The sequence below is a fragment of the Nonomuraea rhodomycinica genome (genome assembly GCF_013363995.1).
Taxonomy (GTDB): Bacteria; Actinomycetota; Actinomycetes; order Streptosporangiales; family Streptosporangiaceae; genus Nonomuraea; species Nonomuraea rhodomycinica.
Genome location: NZ_JABWGO010000009.1, coordinates 43882 through 64557, shown reverse-complemented (window position 1 = coordinate 64557; position 20676 = coordinate 43882). Strand labels below are relative to the sequence as shown.

Genomic DNA, 20676 nt, shown 5'->3' with positions numbered 1-20676 from the left:
GCGGGCACTATGGAGGTGTGGGTGACGAGTGGGCCGGCAGTGACGACGAGATCGCTCGCGCGGTGCTCGCCGGCTCGCCCAACGCGCTGATCGCGCTCGACCGGGACCAGACCGTGCTGGTGTGGACCCCGGCCGCCGAGCGGCTCTTCGGCTGGAGCGCCGAGGAGATGCTGGGCCGCAGGGCGCCGATCGTGCCGGGGGAGCTGACGGCCGAGCACAACGCGGTGCTCGAACGCGTGCGCACCGGCGACCAGGTGACGCTGCGCACCAAGCGGTTACGCCGCGACGGCCGCGTGCTCGACGTGACGGTGGACATCGGGCCGCTGGTCATGGGCAGCTCGGTGGTGGGCTACGTGTGCGTCCACCACCGCGCGGCGGCCGAGGAGGCGGCGAGCGAGCGCATGGCGCGCCGGGTCCGCCTGGTGCGCCGGCTGACCGACGTGGTCGGCGACATCAACGCCGAGCTGGAGCTGCCGGCCGTCCTCGACCGGATCGCGGGCAGCCTGACCGAGCTGACGGGCGCCGACGCGGGCGGGTTCGTGCTCATCGAGGGGGAGCGGCTGCGCCTGGTCAGCGCGCACCGGCTGCCCGAGACGCTCAAGGGCGCCACGGCCGGCCTGCGCACCAGCCTGGTGGACAAGCTGCTGCGCACCGGCAAGACGGTCCTGCTGGAGTCGCAGGGGCTGGACGAGCTGGTGTGGGCCGAGCTGAGCGGCCTGCACACGATCGCGCTCGGCCTCGCCGCCGTGGGCGGGCGGCCGTACGGCGCGCTCTACGCGCTGTACGCCCGGCGCAAGCCCGGCCACCTGGAGCTGGAGCTGCTGGAGCTGCTGGCCGGGCACGCCGGCATCGCCGTGGGCAACGCCATGGCCTACCAGGAGGCGGTGCGGCAGCGGGCGCACGAGCAGGCGGTGTTCGACGCCAGCGCCGACGGCATCGCGGTGCTCGACGGGGCGGGCCGGGTCATCCGGTGGAACCCCGCGGCGGCCGAGCTGACCGGGCTGGCCTCCGACGCGGTGAAGGGCGGGCCGCCGCCGTTCCCGCTGCCCAGGCCGGGGGAGAAGCTGACGTTCCAGCTCGGCACGGGCCGCTGGCTCGACGTGGTGAGCGCCCGCGTGGACGCGACCGGCGAGACTGTGGTCGACTTCCGCGACGTGACCCGGGCCAAGGAGCTGGAGGAGGCCAAGGACCTGTTCCTGGCGACGACCAGCCACGAGCTGCGCACCCCGATCACGATCGTGCGCGGCTTCGCCAGCACGCTCGACGCGCGCTGGGACAAGCTGAGCGACCCGGAGCGCCGCTCGGCCGTCCACACGATCGCCGAGCGGGCCCGCTCGCTGGGGCAGCTCATGGACCATCTGCTGCTCGGCTCGCGGGCGGGCGCCGACGAGCTGAAGGTACGGGTGGAAACCTTCGACCTGGCTGAGCGGATAAATGCGGCGACGTTAGGATTGCCCGAGTTGTCCGATACGCACCGGGTCGAGGTGGACATCCCCGACGGCCTGCCGTACGTGAAGGGTGACGCGCTGGCCACCGACATCGTGCTCGGCCAGCTGCTGGAGAACGCCTTCAAGTACTCACCGAAGGGCGGGCTGATCAGGGTCGAGGCGTGGCCGGAGGACGACAGGGTGGTCGTGGTCGTGGACGACGAGGGCGTCGGCATCGCCGCGCCCGACCGGGAGCGGATCTTCGAGAGGTTCGTCCAGGTGGAGAGCGGCGACCGGAGGAGGTTCGGCGGAGTGGGGCTCGGGCTCTACATCGTGCGCAGCCTCGCGCGGGCCCAGGGGGGCGACGTGAGCGCCCATCCGCGACCGGGTGGAGGCACCCGGATGCGGATGGTTCTCGCCGCGGCTCCCCCTATCGGATCCGACACACCGGTGTGGTAACGAGGTGGTCACGGTTGAGCTGACCTATCGTCCGATGTGGACAAGCTGTGATCGAGATCCGGTTTCTGGGATTGAGTAACGGGGCATTTCGGTCGTACCGGGGGTGTTCCCGCGGGGGGCACATGAAGACGGGGAGGTGGGTGTGTCAAGCGTGGTGCTGCTGCCGTACGCGCCGTCCAGCGTCGCTGTTGCCCGCCAGCGTCTGAGCACTGACCTGCACGATTGCGGGGTCTTCGCCGCCGCGATCGACGACGCGGTGCTCGTGGTGAGCGAGCTGCTCAGCAACGCGCTGCGGCACGCGCATCCGCTGCCGTCGGGCATGGTCAAGGTCGCGTGGCTGCGCAACGACGACCACATCGAGGTCGCGGTGAGCGACGGGGGCGCGGCCACCGAGCCGCGGGCCGGCCGTCCCACGCTGTCCTCGCTCGGCGGCCGGGGGCTCGGCATCGTCGAGTACGTCGCCGAGAGCTGGGGCGTGCGCCACGACGGCGACACCACCACGGTCTGGGCCATCCTGCCCGCGCCCAACGGGACGGGCAACGGCATGAACGGGCAGGTCGCGGCCCTGCGCGAGGCCGGCTGAACCGGCCTCGGGCATCGTGGGGGCGACTCGTCAGGCGAACCGGCGGGTCAGCACCGTCCGTTCACCGTACGTCCACGCGGTGGACACCAGCAGGTAGAGACCGGCCGCCAGCGGGAGCACCAGGGCGGCGAGCACCGAGCCGAACGGCATCAGCGGCATGATCCTCCGCAGCAGCGGCGGCTGCTCCGCGGGCAGCGTGGCCGCGATCCGGCGCGCCTGGAGCCACGCCACCAGGATGACCAGGGCGATCACCAAGGCAAAGACCGAAACAGGCCAACTGATCAGTCCGTAATTGGCGACAATTCCGGCAACCTGCTGGCCCAGCGGGGCGCCCAGCAGATCGTGCCCGGCCAGAGCGGTCGGGTGCGTGGCCACCCGGTAGACCAGCCACATGAACGGCGCCTGCGCCAGTCCGGGCAGGATGGCGGCCATCGGCGAGCTGCCCTCCTTCGCGTAGAGGGCGGACATCTCCCGGGCGAGCCGTTCCGGGTTGCGCCCGAACCGCTCGCGCAGGGCGCGCACCTTCGGCGCCAGCCGCTCGGTGATGCGCGCGGCACGCGCCTGGCGGACGCTCAGCGGGAGCAGCAGCAGCCGTACGGCCACCGTGAACAGCACGATGGCCAGGGCCGCGTGGCCTCCGGACATGCCGATGAGAAACGCGACAAGAGAATCGAACATGAGCCCTTCCTCGACGAACGGGGTGAACGAGGGCTCTGCATCGAGACATCGGCATGTCGGCGTATCGACATACCGACGAACAGGCCCTCGGCGGGCTCGACAGGAACGGCGAGCCCCGCTAGACGGAAGCGGGGCGGGATGAGGGCGCTCTCGGCCGGGGCCGGCCGGCGGCCCCGGGGTCGCGCTGGCGCTGGAAGGCCGTGCGGCGGGCGTACACCAGGGGGAAACTCGGCGCCCGGCCGCTCGCGACGGGCAGCAGCCTGGCGGCCCAGCTCACCAGGAGCAGGACCGCCACCATGGTGACGCCGGCCAGCCACGGGTCCAGCAGGAACAGGGTCACGTCAGCTTCCCGGCGGGATCACCGCGAGGACGTCTTGCCGACCAGCGAGACGGCGACGAAGACGAGCAGACCGATCACACCGATGATCAGCGCCACCTTCAGCAGTCCCACCACCATGGGCAGGACGAAGTTGAACAGCACGAAGAGCGCCAGAAGGGCGCCCAGCACGAGCATGACGACTCGACTCATGAGCACACCGTACGTCCTGCGACCAAGATCCGCGAGGCTTACGAACCGATGACGTGAGTGTCTCACCGGGGCCGCGGGCCGTACGGTGAAGGTGTGAGCGCGCGCATCCTGGTGGTCGACGACGACCCCACCGTGGCCGAGGTGGTGGCCCGCTACCTGGAGCGCGACGGCCACGAGGTGGAGTGCGTGCGCGACGGCGCCGAGGCCTTGCGGCGCGCCCTCGCCCGGCCGCCCGACCTGATGGTGCTCGACCTCATGCTGCCCAAGGTCGACGGGCTCCAGGTGTGCCGCAAGCTCCGGGAGCGCTGGCCGGTCCCGGTGATCATGCTGACCGCGCTGGGCGAGGAGATCGACCGGGTCGTCGGGCTGGAGACGGGCGCCGACGATTACGTGACCAAGCCGTTCAGCCCGCGCGAGCTGGCGCTGCGGGTGCAGTCGGTGCTGCGGCGGGCGCGCGGCGCGTCCGTGCCCGGCGGCACGGGGGTGCTGCGCGACGCCGACCTGATGGTGGACGTGGGCGCGCACGAGGTGCGGCTGGGCGGCGCCGAGGTGATGCTGACGGCGCGGGAGTTCGACCTGCTGGCGTACCTGATGCGCAACCCGCGCCAGGCGTTCAGCCGGTCGGCGCTGCTCGACCAGGTGTGGGGATGGTCGTTCGGCGACTCCTCGACGGTGACGGTCCATGTGCGGCGGCTACGGGAGAAGATCGAGCCCGACCCGACGGAGCCGCGCCGGATCGTGACGGTGTGGGGGGTCGGCTACCGCTTCGAACCACTGGAGGCCGGCGGGTGAGCTTCGCGGCGGTCCTGGGCGGTGGGAGGGTCGCTCTCGCGGCGGCCCTGGAAGCCGGGGCGACGATGGACGACCTCGGGATGATCGTCGCCGTCACCGCCGGGCTGGGGCTGCTCGTGGCGCTCGTCGGGGTGTGGGCGATGTGGGCGCTGCGCCGCAGGTCCATCGGCGTGATGCTGGCCGTGGTCATGGTCGTCTCCATCGCGGCCACCCTGGCCGGCGTCGTGGCCATCACCCTGAAGATGATCATCGAGGGGGAGGTCAGGGACATCGTCCTCAGTGTCGTCGCCGTGGGCGGCCTGGTGGGCCTCGGGGTGGCGTACGTGCTGGCCAGAAGGGTCGTGGGCGAGAGCAGGAGGCTGGTCGCCGCCGTACGCGAGCCGCCGTTCACCGCCCCGTCCGGGCTGCCGGCCGAGCTCCAGACGATCGCCGACACCCTGGAGGAGGCGTACGCCCGCGAGCGCGCCCTCGAAGGCGCGCGGCGCGAGCTCGTGGCGTGGGTGAGCCACGACCTGCGCACGCCGCTCGCCGGCATGCGCGCCATGGCCGAGGCGCTGGAGGACGGGGTCGTCACCGACCGGGCCACGGTCGAGCGCTACCACCGGCAGATCAAGCTGGAGGTGGAGCGCCTGTCGGCGATGGTGGACGACCTGTTCGAGCTGTCACGCATCCACGCGGGGGCGCTGCGGCTGTCCCGGGCCCGGGTCGGGCTGGCCGACCTGGTGGCCGACACGGTCGCGGGCGCCGAGCCGCTGGCCAGGGCGAAGGGCGTGCGGCTGACCGCCGAGGCCGCCGAGCCGGTGCCCGTGGAGGCCGACGCCACCGCGCTGGGACGGGCGCTGGGCAACCTCGTGGTCAACGCGATCCGGCACACTCCCTCGGACCGGGCCGTGGTGCTGCGCGCGGGGGTGGACTCCGGGATGGCCTGCCTGTCGGTGTCGGACGGTTGCGGGGGGATACCGGAGGAGGACCTGCCTCGGGTGTTCGACGTCGCCTTCCGGGGGGAGGCCGCCCGTACCCCCACCCGGGAGGCCCGGGAGGGGGGTGGGGCCGGGCTCGGGCTGGCCATCGCTCAGGGCATCGTCGAGGCGCACGACGGGATGATCGGCGTGGTCAACGACGGGCCGGGCTGCCGGTTCGAGATCCGGCTGCCGTTGGTGCGTTGAGGCCGGGTGCGTCGAGGTGTTCGCTCGGAGGCTCGCCGCGTACGGGACGGCTGCCGCCGCCCTCGCCCGGGGACAGGCGGTTGGCTTCAGGACCGGACGGGCTGGTTCAGACGGGTGAAGGACTTCATGCGGGCTCTGAGAGGCCGTCGAGAGCCCCGCCGAACGACTCCGACATTGCTCGAAATGTCGGGCACGGCCAGCGCCACATGCAACTCCGGCAGCGCAGGATCGGATGGGCGGAGTCGCTGGTGATGCCGCCGGCGTCACGGGGCTGATGCAGGTCGAGCAGTCGCAGGGTCAGCTCGGCGAACGTCAGCACTTCCTGGCGGGCGCCCGCCAGGAACTCCAGGTCCTCGATCGCCAACCGCGTGCGTACAGGGACGAATCCCTCGTGATTGACCAGGCTGCGCAGGCGTCCGGCCTCGTCATGCCAGGGCGCGGCCTTCTCGGTGCGGATGAGGATGGTCTCCAGGTGCTCGCGGAGCCGTTGACGCTGAGGATCTTCGGGTTCTTCGGTATTCATCAGATACTCGGGCCCGTGGTCGCGCCCAGCCCCTCCTTCTCGGTGCGGCGATCCGTCTCGGTGCGGCATCGGAGCGGTGACCGGACGCGGGTGCCGGGCCGCCCCCTTCCGGCCGTGCCGGTGTCACACCGTCAAGCTTCGCGTACTCTGCGTTCCTGTGGAGCCCAAACGGAGGACAAAAACCTGCGGTTCGCCTCTCGGCGTGACAACGTGACCGGAAGGCTCCGCGCCGCTAGCCTGCCCCTGTGGAGCTCAAGGTCTCGACTCGATCACATGCCGGTCAGGCGCTCGTCGCCATCACCGGCGAAATCGACCTCTACACGGCACCCCACCTGCAGTCCGAGTTCACTCGCCTGCTGCAGGACGGGCCCAGCCGCGTGGTCATCGACATGTCCGGCGTGGATTTCTGCGACTCCACGGGGATGAACGTCCTGCTCTCTGCGCTCAAACGCATGAAGGAGCGGGGCGGCGCCCTGGACGTGGCCGCCCCTCGTCCCGCCGTACGGAAGATCCTGCAGGTCACGGGGCTCGACTCGGTCTTCACCGTGTACGACGCGGTGCCGCAGGAGCTCCTGATCACCGAAGGGTCGTGAGGCCGCCCTTGCAACGCGCGTACCCGACCCCCCGGCCCACCACGGACCAGCCGCCCTCGCGAGGGGCGGGCCGTACGACCATGCCAGGTGCGGGCCCGACGCCCGCACCTGGCGCGACACCTGCACCTTTCGCGCCGCCGGCAGCTATGGCGACGCCGGTAGGCATGGCGACGCCCGCACCTGGCGCGAAACGCACACGCACCCTCGGCCCCCGCCTGACGCCCGCACGCAAGACGACCCCCACGCACGCCTCGGCCGCCACGGCGCCTGGTTGCGCGGCGAGCCGCACGCACGCCCTGGCCGTCGCCCCGGCGTCTGGATGCGCGCCGAGCCGCACGCGCACCCCGGCCGCCGCCCCGGCGCCTGAATGCGGGGCGAGCCGCGCACACACCCTGGCCGTCAGCCTGACGCCCTCGCCCATGGCGAGACGCGGAACCGCACGGAGAGCGGCGCACCGGACGAAAACCTTCGCGGGCGTGAGAAGCATCGCGGGCGCCGGGGCGGGGACCTTCGCGAGCATGGAGACGTCCACACACGCGGCCACCGTCGGGAGCGCGAGGTACAGCAAACGGACCGGCCCCCACTCACCTGACCCGATCCTGACCCGGTTCCCGACGCTCACGCCGTTCCAGATCCCTATCCCTATCCCGATCCCGATGACTGACGGGGAGGCATGGTGAGCGGCGACACAGCGGTCATCATTCCCGCCAAGGACGAAGCCGGGCGCATCGGCGCCACCGTGACCGCCGCCCTGGCGTTGCCAGGTGTGGACCTGGTGGTGGTCGTCGACGACGGATCGTCCGACCAGACCGGCAAGGCGGCGCGTGCGGCGGGGGCGCGGGTGGTGCGCCACAGCCGCAACCGTGGCAAGGCCGCCGCGATGGAGACGGGCGCCGAGGCCGTGCGCCTGCTCGACGACGGCACCCCGCGCCACTTACTGTTCCTGGACGCCGACCTCGGGGACACCGCCCGCGCGGCGGCTGCCCTGATCACCCCCATCCGCGAGGGCAAGGCCGACATGTCCATCGCGGTGTTCGCCACGCGCGTCAAGCTCGGCGGCCACGGCGTGGTGGTCCGGCTCTCGCGTGACGGCATCCGGCGCGCCACCGGCTTCACGGCCGCCCAGCCGCTCAACGGCCAGCGCTGCCTGACCCGCGACGCCTTCGAGGCGGCCCGGCCGCTGGCTCACGGGTTCGGCGTGGAGACGGGACTGACCATCGACCTGCTGCGCAAGGGGTATCGCGTGGTGGAGGTCGAGGTGGAGATGAGCCATCGCGCGACGGGCACCGACTGGCGCGCCCAGCTCCACCGCGCCCGCCAACTGCGCGACGTGGCACTCGCACTCGCGGCGCGCGAGCCCCTAATCACCCAAAACCTCAACAAGCTCCGCCCCAACCGCTGACCCGCCATACGCAAACCCGGTCGATCCCCCGCACCCCCTCCACGTCCCGCCAAATCCCCGCACGAACACCCCCCGACCGGGCCCTTCGCCCGGCAGTTCTGCTGGGACGAGGAGCGTCTTGCTGGGAGAAAAAGAGGCGCCTTCGCCCGACTTGTCCGCCAAGGGCGAGGGGCCCGAGGTGAGGGGCCTGAGGTGAGCGGCTTGAGGTGAGCGGCGTCTTCGGCCGATGTCGCCGCTGAGCCGGGGGTCCCTTGCGTCCTCGACCGGCTTCCCGCCCGAACGGCTGTCCGGCTCCGGCGACTGGTCGGTCCTGTTCGCCGCACCCGCGCAGAAGCACCGTTCGCCACACTGGGGGAATCAGGACCGCCCGGAGCAAGCAGCTCGAACCCGCCCAGAATCAAGCATCCGACAGGACCGAAACCGATCCGGACGGTCCCAGACGGCCTAGAGCGCCCTCCCCACCCCCCTTCATCCACCAGAAACGCGAAGTTATCCACAGCCTGGGGACAGACGGACCAGATGCTCGGACCGGTGTGCTGGAATTTGCGGGTGACTTCGGAGAACGAGAGCGGAAAGCCGGCCCACCGGCTTCCGAGGCCGGCCATGATCGCGATCATCGCATCCATCCTGCTGACGATCGCCATCGGCCTCCTCGGTCCGTCCGCCATGGTCCCTGACCTTGGCGGTCCGGCCTGGCTGCCGCCGTTCTCGCTGGACGTCCGGCCCGACCCCCACCTGGTGATCGGCATGGCCGTGGCCGCCATCGTCCTCGGCGGCCTGGGCCTCTTCACCGGCCTGACCGCCACCCGCCACGTCTCGCGCCGTCCCTCAGCCGTCCCCGCCCACGTACAGAGCGCCCCTCACGCTGCCGCCAACGCGTCCCATCCCGCCACAGGCGGTGCCAACGACGTGGAGAGCGCTGTCACCGACCGCACAACCGCCGGCAGTCCCCCGGGGCACCGCACCGGCATTGGCGAACACGCGGAAGGCACCGCACCAGACCACATCACAGAAGATTCCAACCACGCAGAAAAGAGCACTTCGGGCCCCGCCGCCACAGCACACCGGTCAAGCCGTGACGGCCTGTCAGCCGCCGCCCGCCTCCTCGTCGTCGTCGGCTGCATAGCCGCCGGTCTGCTCGCGCTCCTGCCGCCCTCCGGCTCCGGCGATCACCTCAACTACGCCGCGTACGGCCGCATGGTCGTGCTGGGCGTCAACCCGTACACCCACGGCGCGGTGGACCTCCCCGGCGATCCCATCGCCCGAGCGGTGGAGGAGCCGTGGCGCGAGGAGCCCAGCGTGTACGGCCCCGTCGCGACCGGCGCGCAGGCGCTGGCGAGCTGGGTGGGCGGAGACTCGCTCAGGCTGACCATGTTCGTGCTGGCTGTGCTGAATTCCGCCGCGTTCGTCGGCACGGGCCTCCTGATCGACCGTTCCACCAGGCGTGATCCCGGCAGACGGCTCCGGGCGGCGTTGCTGTGGACGGCCAATCCGCTGCTGCTGTACCAACTGGTCGCCGGCATGCATGTGGACACCCTGGCCGTGGCCTGCATGATCGCGGCGCTCCTCGCCCGTGGCCGTCCGCTCCGCGCTGGGGCGTTGCTGGGGCTGGGTGTGGCGATCAAGGTCAACGCCGGGCTCGTGGCGCTGGGTCCCGCATGGGAGCTGCGACGCCGGCCGGGGCGGCTCGCGCTGATGGCCGGCGCGGCGCTGGCCGTGGTGATCGCCGGATACGCCGTCGTGGGCACGGACGCCATCGAGCCCGTGACCCGCACCAGCAAGGCGATCTCGCACGCCTCCTACTGGAAGCTCGTCCAGGGCTGGCTGCAGACGCTGGTCGGTCCGGGGAGCGCCTACCGGGGCGAGATCCAGATCGGCTCTCTGCTGGTCCTGGTCCTCGTCGCGTGGTCCCTGTTCCGCCTGTCGCACCGGCTCAATCCAGCGGGGACGCCGCCTGCCGGACCGGTACGGCCTCAACGAACACGAGCGCGCTCCCTGATACCGCCGTCACCGTCGCCCTCGTCGTCGGCGGTGGCGGCGTCGCCCTCGTCGTCGCCCCTGTCGTCATCGTCGCTGTCGCATGCGCCGAGCGCCGGGCAGGCCGCGGGTCTCCCGGCCGAGGTGGTGGCCGCCGTGCTGGTCAGCGCGTACGTGTTCGCCACCCCGTACATCCTGCCCTGGTACGACGGGATGGCGTTCGCGCTGCTGGCCCTGGTGGCGGCCACGGCGTTCGACGGCTTCCTGGTCGCGCACCTGCTGGCGCTGTCCCTGGCCTACCTCCCGGCGCGGGTGATCGTCCTCCCGGACGACCTCGGCTGGCTCAGGGACGTGGTCAGGCCCCAGATCGTTCCGTGGGTGCTGCTTGCTCTGACGGCTGCGCTGGTGTGGTGGGCCTGGAGAGCTGCAAGGCCCGTACGGACGCGGCCAGCGCCAGCGGGACGGCCATCGTGAGCGCCATGGCGGGGATGGCGATCCCCGAGTCGTTGATGAGGAACCCGATGAACGCGCACGTCAACGCCCCGAACAGCCCAGCCCGCAGGGGCGGGGCGAGCGCGTACGCCTGGCCGAGCGCCGAGGCTCCCCAGCGAGACGGGCGGTCCAGCACCAGGAAGAGGAAGGCCAGCGCCACCACCGACAGCAACGTCAGCGACCAGTTCCCGACGGTCACCCCGATCATGGCGCCGAATTTGCGGCCGACCACGGTCAACGCCTGGCCGTCGATGATCTGCTGGACGAAGTTGCCCAGATGGGTGCGCTGCGCCGCCGGCCGTAGCCAGTCGAAGAACGCGATGGCGCCGATCAGCGCGGCGCCCGCGAGCGCCACCAGGAACAGCTTCACGACGGAAACCCGGCGACCCGCGAGCATGATGAGGAAGACGGCCAGTCCGATCACGAAGGCCGGCACGCCGCCGAAGTCGGCTCCCCACGCCGGCCACCCGTCCGCGAAGACCGCCAGGCCCCCGTAGGCGGCGCAGACCAGCAGCGTCACGAGCCGTGGCACGCCCCTGCCGAGAAGCCAGTGGGCGATCCCGGCGAGGCCGAGGATGGTGCCGGTCGCGTAGACGGCGAAGGCGATGTTGCTGAAGCCGTAGAACCGGCCGCCGGTGACGGGCTCGTACCCGGTGACGGCGTTCACCTGGAGCGTGGAACCGGTCATCACGTCCGCGAGCAGAGCCACCGAGGTGACGGCCGCGACCACGGTCAGCGGCCCGAGCACGTGCGTCCGCCACGGCCCGCCGAACGCGACCCCGCTGATCAGCACGGCGATGCCCAGGATGGTGCCTATCACGCCCGCCATCGGCATCGGCAGGCTCCACCAGGGCACGAGCTGCGCCAGGAACGTGGACACGGCGATGGCTCCACTGACCACCGCCACGACCTGCACGACGCTCAACAGGCGAGACTCCCCGGCAACGTCACCGGCAGATCCCGCCCATCCCGCCGCGGTCAGGTTGGGGGTTGCTTTCGGGTCATGTGGTGACTGCAGGTTCTGGGGTGACCTTTGGTTGCTTGGTGAGCTTGGTGAGCTTGGTGAGCTTGGGGTGCGGGGTGAGGTCGGGTTCGGGCGTGGTGTTGGGCTAGAGGTCGGGGCTTCCCCTTGCTTCGCCTCCGCAGGAGGGACTCCCGTGGAGGCGGCCTCTACAGGCAGGATCTCCGTAGGAGTGAGCTCCGCAGCCGGGTTCTCCGTGGGAGTGAGCTCCCCGGGCGGGATCTCCGTGGGAGTGGCCTCCACGGCGTGGGTCGCCCCAGTCTCCGCGGCGGCCTGCACAGGCTGCGTCTTTGCTCGCTTGGCCTCCACAGGCTCGGTCTTCGCCGGGTTGGCGCTCACAGCGCCGGTCTCTGGAAGGTGGCTCTGTGCTTTCGGGGTGCCGTCTGCGAGGGAACGGGCTCCGTTGCCGGGGGACTTGCGGCGGCGGCGGAGGGCCAGGGCCGCGAAAGCGTAGAAGAGGAGCTGCACCGAGACGAAGACCGCGAAGAACGGGCCACGCACTTCGCGCAGCACCTGACTGGCCAGGTCGGCGTCCGCCAGTTCCGCCACCGTCTCGGCGGTCGTGGCGGGGGCGGGACCGCCGTTCTCCCAGACGCGGCCGACGACCTGGCGCGGAGGCTCCAGCCCGAGCGCCCCGATCGCCGTGGCCGTCAGGTCGGTGATCGTGACGAGGGCGTCCTGGCGCGTGGAGGTGGCGGTCAGGTGGCCGTGGCGGTAGGTGTCGGCAGAGCCGCGGCTCTGCTCGGCCGCGCTGGCAGAGGTGTGGGCCTGGTGAACCACGCCGGTGGCACCGTGGGTTTGGTCGCTCGCGCCGGTGAAGTCGTGGCTCTGGCCGGCCATGTCGGCGGCGCTGTGGGTTTGGTCGGTCGCGCTGATGGGGTTGTGGGTCTGGGCCGCGGTGTGGTCGGCGGAGAGAAGGGCCGCGCTGGGGTCGGCCAGCCGAAGGGCCGCGCTGGGGGCGGCTGGGGAGAGGGCCGTGGTGGGGTCGGTGGTGGCGGTTGGGCCGGTGGCGAGGGCCACGTGGAGGTGGGCGTTCGGGGTGACGTCCGAGATGCCTGCCACCAGAGTCGTCGTGCCCGCCGGGAGCCGGGACAGGAGGGTCCCGATCTGGCGGTCGGCCTGTGCGGCGGCCTGCCGTCTGGTGTCGGCCGGCATGGGCGTCGGCACGCCGTACTCGTCCAGGGGCCGGCGGAGCCAGGCGTCGGCCAGAGAGGAGACGTCCTGAACGATCAGGTGATAGGACGACAGGTCGGGCAGGGCTTCTGGGGTGTCCGCGTATGTGGTGATATTTCCGGCCTTGTCAGCGGCGGCCAGGGCCGCGCCCGGGCCGATGGCCGCGACCCGGCCCCCTCCCTCGGCCACCACCTGGCCGAGGGTGCCGAGCTGCGCGTCGTACCCGGTCTCCGACTGGTACGCGGCCAGCGCCGCCCATCCCGGGACACTGGCCCCCTCGCCGTTCCGCTGCGGCTTGGGCGCGGCGGGGCAGCCCCGGCCGGGCGTTCCGGAGCGCTGACCCGCCGAGACGGTCAGCCAGCCCGCCATGGGGCAGGTGATGCCGCGGTCCGGGGGCGGGACGGCGCGCGTGGACAGTGACGCGGAGCCGGCCTGTCCGGCGAGTTTCCACAGGTTGGGGGTGCGGGAGGGGTCGAGGTCGCTCCATTCGAGGCCGGGTACGCCGATGAGGGCCACCCTGCCGGTCAGTTCGCGCCGCGCTGCTTCGCCGGTCGATTCGTGCCGCGCTGCTTCGCCGGTCAGCTCGCCTCGCGCGATTTCGCCGGTCAGCTCGCTCCGTGCTGCTTCGCCGGTCCTGGCCTGGTTCGTTCCGCTGGTCCTGGTGTGCTGCGTTGCGCCGCTTGCGGCGTATGCGGTCCGGGTGGTCGGGAACGACACCGTCCCAAGGGCGCTCGTCCCACCACTGGGAGCGTGCCGCGTATCGCCGCCCGCCGTGAGGTCGGTCCTCTGGGCGGCCGTGGCGAAGGAGGGGGCGGCCGTCGCGGTCGCGGAGGCGGGCTCGGCGCCGAGGGGGAGGGCCCGGGCGCCCGGGTGACTCAGGAAGGCGGTGGTCGCCACTGCGCTGAGGGCGACGGCCGTGACTCTGGAGGCGGCGGACAACCACAGGGACCGCTGGGCACGTGAGCGCGCGCTGAACGTGGCATGCGGCATGTACGGGACCCCCGGTGTCTGACCCTCGATGGCAACAGCCACGGTAACGTGCCACACCGTGACAGGTGGCGAGACGTCGGTGCGCCGGCGGCAGTGGTGGGCGTGGGCCGTGGCGGCGGTCGTCGTGGCGTGGGCCGTGGCCCCCCTCGTGCTGCACTGGCTGACGAACCCCGACGACCAGCGCCTCGTCGACCTCGATGTTTACCGTACCGGCGGCCAGGTGCTCCTGGACGGCGGCGAGGTATACCAGTACTTCACCCCGGCGCCCCAGCTTCTCCCGTTCACCTATCCGCCGGTCGCGGCGATGCTGGCCGTGGCGCTGGCGGAGATGTCCTGGGGGACGGCCCAGTGGGTGTGGACGGCCGGGATCTTCGTCTCGCTGGCCGTGACGGTGGGATTCGCCTTCCGGGACGTGCTGACGCGGCCCCTGGCAAGCGCCCAGGGAGTAACCGGTGCGGACGTCCGTGAGGAGACGGGTGCACCGGGTCTTCCGGAAGCGGTCCGGCGGACCCGGGTCACGCTCCGGCGCGTCCTGACCGGCGGCACCCGGCACGCCCCCTGGCTGTTCGCGTTCCTGATGGTGGCGTGCACGTACCTGATGCCGATCCGCGACCAGGTGCGGTTCGGGCAGGTGGACATCATGCTGGTGGCCCTGTGCCTGGCCGACTGCGTGGCGCGGCGGCCGTGGTGGCCGCGCGGGTTCCTGATCGGGCTGGCCACCGCCGTCAAGCTCACCCCCGGCGTCTTCCTCGTCTACCTCCTGATCACCCGGCAGTGGCGGACGCTGTTCATGGCGTCGTTCGTGACGGCGCTGCTCACGCTGCTGCCCTTCGCGGTGATCCCCCGGGACGCGGCCGGCTTCTGGTTCTCGGCGCTGTTCGACCCCAACCGGCTCGGCTCGAACGCCGGCACCACCAACCAGTCCATCCGCGGCATGCTGATCCGCCTGTACATGAACGACACGTTCACGGCGGTCCTGTGGGTGGCGCTCGTGGCCGTGGTCGGCTGGTACGGCTTCCGCGCCGCCCGCGACGCGTACCGGGCGGGCGATCACGTCGCTGCTGTCGCGCTCGTCGGCCTGATGGCGGTGCTCCTGTCGCCCGTCGCGTGGATCCACCACCTGGCCTGGGTGGTGGTCGTGCTGGGCGCCCTGGTGGGCGACGGCCGCGATCCGGTACGGCTGCGCGTGGCCGCCGGCGTGTGGCTGTACTACGTGCTGCCCATCCCCTGGTGGGGAGTGGCGCTGAAGGCGGCCGAGGTTCCGGTGCTCAGTCCCGTGCTGGGCAAGATCGTGCAGAACGCGTACGGGCTCGGCGCGCTGGCGCTGGTCTGGCTGCTGGCGTCCTGGCTGCCGAAACGGCGGGCCGTCCAGCCCTCGCCAGGCGCCTTGCCCGCCCATTACCCTCTGTAGCGTGCTGATTGCCGTGGGGATGTGCCTCGCCGCCGCGACGGGCGGCGTGGTCATGGGCTACCTGACGCTCCGGCGGGCTCGCGAGGAGATCGACGACTGCCGCCGCATGCTCGTACGGCAGGCGTCCGCCGCCGCCGGCGACCTGAGGGCGATCCGCGACGTGGCCGTGTGCCGGTACGACGCGCTGGAGGAGATGGCCGGCCGCCTGTCGTTCTCCGTCGCGATGATCAACGGCCTGGGCGACGGCATCGTGCTGACCTCGATCAACGGCTGCTCCGAGACCCGCACGTACGTGCGGTGCGTGGTGGGCGGCAAGGGCGAGCAGCCGCTGTCGCCGGAAGAGGAGGAGGCGGTGCGGGCCGCCCGGCTCGGACTCGGGTCGGTCGCGGCAAAGCCGCGCGCAGCCCGACAAGCTGCGGATACTCTGTAGTCATGCCCAGACTCGCCTATCTCGGGCCCGAAGGAACCTTCACCGAGGAAGCCCTGCGGCTCCTCGACCCCGTCGCCGAGCGGCTGCCCTGCGCGACCGTGAGCGCCGCGCTGGCCGCCGCCCGCGGTGGCGAGGCCGACGGCGCCGTCGTGCCGCTGGAGAACTCCGTCGAGGGCGCGATCACCACGACGCTCGACGAGTTCGCCTGGGGCGAGCCCCTGCTGATCGACGCCGAGCTGCTGCTGCCGGTGCGCTTCTCGCTGCTGGCCCGGCCCGGCACGGAGATCCCGCACATCAAGCGCGTCTACACCCATCCCGCCGCGATCACGCAGTGCCGCGCGTTCCTCTCGCGCGAGCTGCCCGACGCGGTCGTGGTGGCGGCGCCTTCGACGGCCGCCGCGGCCCAGGAGGTGGCGCTGCCCGGCTCCCCGTACGACGCGGCGATCGCGGCGCGCATCGCGGGCGAGCACTACGGCCTGGTGGAGCTGGCCGGCGACATCGGAGACCGCACCGACACGGTGACGCGGTTCGTCAAGGTGGCCCGTCCCGGCCGTCCGCTGCCCGAGCCGACCGGCTCCGACCGCACCACGCTCGTCGTCTTCCTGGCCGACGACCACCCCGGCGCGCTGCTGGAGATGCTGACCGAGTTCTCCGTGCGCGGCGTCAACCTGACGCGCATCGAGTCGCGGCCCACCGGCGACGGCATCGGCCGCTACTTCTTCCACTTCGACTTCGAGGGCCACGTCGCCGACGCCCGGGTCGGCGAGGCCATCGCGGGGCTGCACCGCATCTGCGGCGAGGTGCGCTTCCTCGGCAGCTACCCGCGGGCCGACGGGGTCGCGCCGCGGGTCAAGCGCGGCACGACGGACGAGGAGTTCGCCGAGGCCGGCGACTGGCTGGCCAGGATCCGCGCCGGCCAGGTCTGACGCCGGTCCCGGGGGTCCAGGGCTGACGCACGTCCCGGACGCCAGGGCTGACGGCCGTCCCGGGCCCGGGTTCGCGCGGGTCAGGCCGGGTGCCGTTCACGGCGCGGGACACGGTAACGGGTAATCGAGAGGCGAGGAGACGCCTCGCGCCGGTAGCCTTTTCCTTGTGATTGACCTGCGTACCCTTCGTGAGGACCCCGACCGGCTCCGGGCGTCGCAGCGTGCCCGCGGTGAGGACGACGCCGTCGTCGACACGCTGCTCGACCTCGACGAGCGCCGACGCTCCGCGCTGACCAGGTTCGAGTCGCTGCGCGCCGAGCAGAAGAGTTTCGGCAAGTCGGTCTCCAAGGCGCAGGGCGAGGAGAAGGCCGCGCTGCTGGCCCGGGCCAAGGAGCTCGCGGCCGAGGTCAAGGCCGCCGAGGCGGAGGCCGAGGCGCTCGGGGCCGAGCTCGACGAGCTCATGCAGACCGTGCCCAACATCGTCGACGAGGACGCCCCGCACGGCGGCGAGGACGACTACGTCGTCCTGGAGACCTGCGGCCAGCCGCGGCGGTTCGACTTCGAGCCGCGCGACCACCTGGCGCTCGGTGAGCTGCTCGACGCCATCGACATGGAGCGGGGCGCCAAGGTGTCCGGCTCGCGGTTCTTCTTCCTCAAGGGCGTCGGCGCCCGGCTCCAGCTCGGCCTGCTCAACATGGCGCTGCAGCAGGCCATCGCCAACGGCTTCACGCCCATGATCACGCCGGTGCTGGTCAAGCCGGAGACCATGCAGGGCACGGGCTTCCACGTGGCCCACGACAAGGAGATCTACCGCCTCCCCGAGGACGATCTCTACCTGGTCGGCACCTCCGAGGTGTCGCTGGCGGGCTACCACGCCCAGGAGATCCTCAACGCCGACGAGCTGCCGCTGCGCTACGCGGGCTGGTCGTCCTGCTTCCGCCGCGAGGCGGGCTCGTACGGCAAGGACACCAGGGGCATCATCCGGGTCCACCAGTTCGACAAGGTCGAGATGTTCTCCTACGTACGGCCCGAGGACTCCCGTGAGGAGCACCGGCGGCTGCTGGCCTGGGAGAAGGAGATGCTCGACGCCCTGGAGCTGCCCTACCGGGTCATCGACACGGCGGCGGGCGACCTCGGCATGTCGGCGGCGCGCAAGTTCGACTGCGAGGCGTGGATCCCCAGCCAGGGCCGCTACCGTGAGCTGACCTCGACCTCCAACTGCACGGAGTTCCAGGCCCGGCGGCTGGCGGTGCGCTTCCGCGACAAGGACGGCAAGCCGCAGCACGTGGCGACGCTCAACGGCACGCTGGCCACCACGCGCTGGATCGTCGCCATCCTGGAGAACCACCAGCAGGCCGACGGCTCGGTCGTGCTGCCCAAGGCGCTGCGCCCGTACGTGGGCCTTGAGGTGCTGGAGCCGCCCAAGTAGCGGGACGCGCGGCCTGGGCACGTGACAGTCGTGCCCGGGCCGCGACCCGTCGTCCCCACCTGACGGGGGCTGCGTGAGGTGCGGTCCGCCTCGGAACGCGTCTCACAGTGGGGTGTCTCCCGGCGGGCGGCGCTCGTCGGGGCAGAAGCCCGGGACCGAGCGGTCCGTCCACAGGTTGAGGCCCGTGTGGAGCAGCCCGGCGCTCGCGATCGCGGCGCGGAGGGCGTAGGCGACGTCGAGCCGCCGCATCGCGGCTCCGCGGCGCCCAGCAGCACGACGAGGGCGACGGCGTACGCGGCCCTGCGCCCAGGGCCCAGCAGAGCCCACAGGTCCACCTCGAGCCCCTGGGACGCGCCGAGCCTCGCGCCGGCCGGTGGGACGACGCCCGGGACGACGCCGGCGGTGGCGGCCACGGCCGGCACCGCGAACGGCGCGGTCACCAGCACCCGTACGCGCCCCGGGCCGGCGTGGAGGGTGCGCCGCCGTGCCCACGCCCCAGGCGAGGGCGAGCGCGGGCAGGCGGCCAGGACGTCCGCGAGGTCGTCCAGGACGCGCGACGGACCCGCCACGAGGGTGAAGACATGGGAGGCGGCCTCAGCGCCCGTCTGCGTCGTCTTGACGAGCGCGCGGAGCACACCGGTGAGCACGGTGGCCGCCAGCTCGGCCCGTCCCCAGAACAGCAGGGCGACCGGCGGCGGCGCGACCACGAGCCCCGCGACGTCACTCAGCTTGCCCATGACGAACCCGAGGCCAGGCCTGCTTGAGCACGGGTCGTTGATGAGCGCGCCGCGGCCCGGGCGCAGCGGGTTCGGCGATCCGTGAGTTGAGTCACATTCGTGATCAGGAAGCCGGGCGGCCCCGGGAACGCGAAAGGCCGGGGTTCGCTGGAAGCGAACCCCGGCCTATCTCGCTGCTACAGGTCAGATGGAGCGGACCTGAGAGGCCTGCGGCCCCTTCTGGCCCTGGGTGATCTCGAACTCGACCCGCTGGCCGTCTTCAAGGCTGCGGTAGCCGTTGCCGACGATCTCGGAGAAGTGCACGAACACGTCCGGCGCACCGCCGTCCGGGGCGATGAAGCCGAAGCCCTTCTCAGCGTTGAACCACTTGACGGTTCCCTGAGCCATAAAAGCTCTCCCTCAGGATGTGAATCTATGGGACCCGCACCTCGCGAGTCCCGGTGTGTCGTACAGCAGGCACCCGGGGTGGCTCAGACAATGTCATGCTGGTTTTCACTACGGGATCAGCTAATACAACGCCTCCACATCTAACACCATTCTGGCGCGTCGGTGTTCCCGTCCCTGGGAAGATTTCTGGCCGGCGGCATCACCCGGCAAACTGGAACGTGTTATGCAGAGTCTCCCCGCGCCGCGTCTCGTGGCCACCGACCTCGACGGCACCGCCCTGCGCGCCGACGGAACCATCTCTCCCCGCACGGCCGCGGCGTTCGCCAGAGTCGAGGAGGCGGGCGCCATGCTGGTGTTCGTCACCGGCCGGCCGCCGCGGTGGATGAGCGGAGTGGCGGGTGCGCTGCGTCACCGGGGGCTGGCGATCTGTGCAAACGGGGCCCTGATCTACGACCTGCATACGGAACGCATAGTCGAATCACACCTGATCGAGGTGGATGTACTGGAACAAGTCGTCGCTCAGCTAAGAGCGAACGTGCCCGAACTCGCATTTTCGGTCGAGTATGAGGGGGGATTTGCGCATGAGTCCCAATTCCCGCTCGGCGGTTGGGACAGCAAGGCCGTCGGAGGTCTGCGGGTCGGCGCCGGCACGCTGACGTCGCAGCCCTGCGCCAAGCTGCTCGCCCTCCACCCCCGCATGGACCCCGACACCCTGCACGCGACCGTCCACGAGCTCGTGGGGCACCTCGTGACGGCCACGCACTCCAGCGGCCGCAGCCTCATCGAGATGAGCGCTCACGGTGTGACGAAGGCCACGGCGCTGGCCGTGCTCGCGGAGCGGCACGAGGTCAAGCCGTCGGAGGTGGTGGCGTTCGGGGACATGCCGAACGACCTGCCCATGCTGAGCTGGGCAGGCACGTCGTACGCCGTCGCGAACGCGCATCCCGACGTGCTGGCCGCGGTCGATCACGTGACGGCGGCCAACGACGACGACGGCGTGGCCCGCGTGCTGGAGCAGCTCTACGGGCCGCGCCCCTTGGACTACAGGTAGGGGCCGGAGCCGCCGGGCGGGACGTCGCCGTGCGGCACGCCGGGCAGCGCCCTGCGCATCTGCTCCAACTGGGCCCGGGCCGCCATCTGCTGCGCGAACAGCGTGGTCTGGATCCCGTGGAACAACCCCTCAAGCCAGCCCACGAGCTGCGCGTGGGCGATGCGCAGCTCCGCGTCGCTCGGCGGCGTGCCGTTGTCGTCGGTGAACGGCAGCGACAGCCGCTCCAGCTCGTCGACCAGCTCGGGTGCCAGGCCGTCCTCCAGCTCCTTGATCGAGGACTGGTGGATCTCCTTCAGCCGCTTGCGGCTGGCCTCGTCCAGAGGGGCCGCGCGGACCTCCTCCAGAAGCTGGCGGATCATGCTGCCGATACGCATGACCTTGGCGGGCTGCTCGACCAGGTTGGTGACCGAGCGCTCCTCTTCACCACTGTCACTCTGACCCTGGAAGTCGGGACCGACCACCACGATGCGAGAGGTGTTGTTGTCCTCAGCACTCATAGG

Annotated in this window: 20 protein-coding genes; 12 read left to right on the top strand and 8 right to left on the bottom strand. The window is 71.6% G+C overall.

Annotated features, from left to right (window positions below):
* Positions 1–17 precede the first annotated feature (17 nt).
* Entirely contained in the window at positions 18–1886 is a 1869-nt protein-coding gene (locus tag HT134_RS30265; RefSeq protein WP_175603895.1) for a PAS domain S-box protein, read from the top strand.
* 142 nt (positions 1887–2028) lie between these two features.
* Positions 2029–2469 carry an ATP-binding protein gene (locus HT134_RS30260; RefSeq protein ID WP_312888556.1) on the top strand — a complete coding sequence of 147 codons (441 nt, stop codon included), beginning with the start codon at positions 2029–2031 and terminating at the stop codon, positions 2467–2469.
* A gap of 30 nt (positions 2470–2499) precedes the next feature.
* Here HT134_RS30260 and HT134_RS30255 read toward each other — a convergent pair whose 3' ends face one another.
* From HT134_RS30255 to HT134_RS30245, 3 genes are all read right to left on the bottom strand, one after another.
* Positions 2500–3147 carry a YidC/Oxa1 family membrane protein insertase gene (locus HT134_RS30255; RefSeq protein WP_175603894.1) on the bottom strand — a complete coding sequence of 216 codons (648 nt, stop codon included), beginning with the start codon at positions 3145–3147 and terminating at the stop codon, positions 2500–2502.
* Positions 3148–3265: 118 nt separating this feature from the next.
* The gene (locus HT134_RS30250; protein ID WP_175603893.1) at positions 3266–3487 is read right to left on the bottom strand and encodes a DUF6412 domain-containing protein; all 222 of its coding nucleotides are present in this window, start codon (positions 3485–3487) and stop codon (positions 3266–3268) included.
* Positions 3488–3505: 18 nt separating this feature from the next.
* A complete protein-coding gene (locus HT134_RS30245) occupies positions 3506–3676 on the bottom strand; it encodes a hypothetical protein (RefSeq protein WP_175603853.1) in 171 nt (56 codons plus the stop codon).
* Between the two features lie 93 nt (positions 3677–3769).
* Here HT134_RS30245 and HT134_RS30240 point away from each other — a divergent pair, with 93 nt between their 5' ends.
* Positions 3770–4468: a response regulator transcription factor gene (locus tag HT134_RS30240; RefSeq protein WP_175603892.1), complete on the top strand. Its 699-nt coding sequence runs from the start codon at positions 3770–3772 to the stop codon at positions 4466–4468.
* Positions 4465–5634, top strand: coding sequence for a sensor histidine kinase (locus tag HT134_RS30235; RefSeq protein ID WP_312888555.1), 1170 nt, complete (start codon positions 4465–4467; stop codon positions 5632–5634). Before HT134_RS30240 ends, HT134_RS30235 begins: the two co-directional genes overlap by 4 nt.
* Before the next feature lie 124 nt (positions 5635–5758).
* On the opposite strand, the gene HT134_RS30230 is transcribed toward HT134_RS30235, so the two are convergent.
* Positions 5759–6157, bottom strand: a complete 399-nt coding sequence (locus HT134_RS30230) for a hypothetical protein (protein WP_175603891.1) — start codon at positions 6155–6157, stop codon at positions 5759–5761.
* Positions 6158–6402: 245 nt separating this feature from the next.
* Here HT134_RS30230 and HT134_RS30225 point away from each other — a divergent pair, with 245 nt between their 5' ends.
* From HT134_RS30225 to mptB, 3 genes are all read left to right on the top strand, one after another.
* Positions 6403–6750, top strand: coding sequence for an STAS domain-containing protein (locus HT134_RS30225; RefSeq protein ID WP_175594545.1), 348 nt, complete (start codon positions 6403–6405; stop codon positions 6748–6750).
* Between the two features lie 673 nt (positions 6751–7423).
* On the top strand, positions 7424–8152 hold the full coding sequence (locus HT134_RS30220) for a glycosyltransferase family 2 protein (protein WP_175603890.1): 729 nt from the start codon (positions 7424–7426) through the stop codon (positions 8150–8152).
* A gap of 603 nt (positions 8153–8755) precedes the next feature.
* Entirely contained in the window at positions 8756–10603 is a 1848-nt protein-coding gene (gene mptB, locus HT134_RS30215) for a polyprenol phosphomannose-dependent alpha 1,6 mannosyltransferase MptB (RefSeq protein ID WP_175603889.1), read from the top strand.
* Here mptB and HT134_RS46120 read toward each other — a convergent pair.
* Positions 10485–13331, bottom strand: a complete 2847-nt coding sequence (locus tag HT134_RS46120) for a hypothetical protein (RefSeq protein WP_246365886.1) — start codon at positions 13329–13331, stop codon at positions 10485–10487. The genes mptB and HT134_RS46120 overlap by 119 nt on opposite strands.
* Before the next feature lie 532 nt (positions 13332–13863).
* Between HT134_RS46120 and HT134_RS30205 the strand changes: the two genes are divergently transcribed.
* From HT134_RS30205 to serS, 4 genes are all read left to right on the top strand, one after another.
* On the top strand, positions 13864–15216 hold the full coding sequence (locus tag HT134_RS30205; RefSeq protein ID WP_312888553.1) for a glycosyltransferase 87 family protein: 1353 nt from the start codon (positions 13864–13866) through the stop codon (positions 15214–15216).
* Between the two features lies 1 nt (position 15217).
* Entirely contained in the window at positions 15218–15646 is a 429-nt protein-coding gene (locus HT134_RS30200) for a DUF4446 family protein (RefSeq protein ID WP_312888552.1), read from the top strand.
* Between the two features lie 2 nt (positions 15647–15648).
* Positions 15649–16572 carry a prephenate dehydratase gene (gene pheA / locus HT134_RS30195; RefSeq protein ID WP_175603887.1) on the top strand — a complete coding sequence of 308 codons (924 nt, stop codon included), beginning with the start codon at positions 15649–15651 and terminating at the stop codon, positions 16570–16572.
* A gap of 166 nt (positions 16573–16738) precedes the next feature.
* Positions 16739–18001 carry a serine--tRNA ligase gene (gene serS / locus HT134_RS30190; RefSeq protein ID WP_175603886.1) on the top strand — a complete coding sequence of 421 codons (1263 nt, stop codon included), beginning with the start codon at positions 16739–16741 and terminating at the stop codon, positions 17999–18001.
* Between the two features lie 102 nt (positions 18002–18103).
* Here the strand turns inward: serS and HT134_RS30185 are convergent, their stop codons facing one another.
* Together HT134_RS30185 and HT134_RS30180 are read right to left on the bottom strand one after the other, a co-directional pair.
* The gene (locus tag HT134_RS30185; RefSeq protein ID WP_175603885.1) at positions 18104–18250 is read right to left on the bottom strand and encodes a hypothetical protein; all 147 of its coding nucleotides are present in this window, start codon (positions 18248–18250) and stop codon (positions 18104–18106) included.
* A 671-nt stretch (positions 18251–18921) separates the two neighbouring features.
* Positions 18922–19125 (bottom strand): cold-shock protein, encoded by a 204-nt coding sequence (locus HT134_RS30180; RefSeq protein ID WP_101787411.1) that lies wholly within the window; start codon positions 19123–19125, stop codon positions 18922–18924.
* Between the two features lie 250 nt (positions 19126–19375).
* Between HT134_RS30180 and HT134_RS30175 the strand changes: the two genes are divergently transcribed.
* Positions 19376–20176 (top strand): HAD family hydrolase, encoded by an 801-nt coding sequence (locus HT134_RS30175; protein ID WP_312888551.1) that lies wholly within the window; start codon positions 19376–19378, stop codon positions 20174–20176.
* Here the strand turns inward: HT134_RS30175 and HT134_RS30170 are convergent.
* Entirely contained in the window at positions 20167–20673 is a 507-nt protein-coding gene (locus HT134_RS30170) for a bacterial proteasome activator family protein (protein WP_175603883.1), read from the bottom strand. The genes HT134_RS30175 and HT134_RS30170 overlap by 10 nt on opposite strands.
* Positions 20674–20676: the final 3 nt, after the last annotated feature.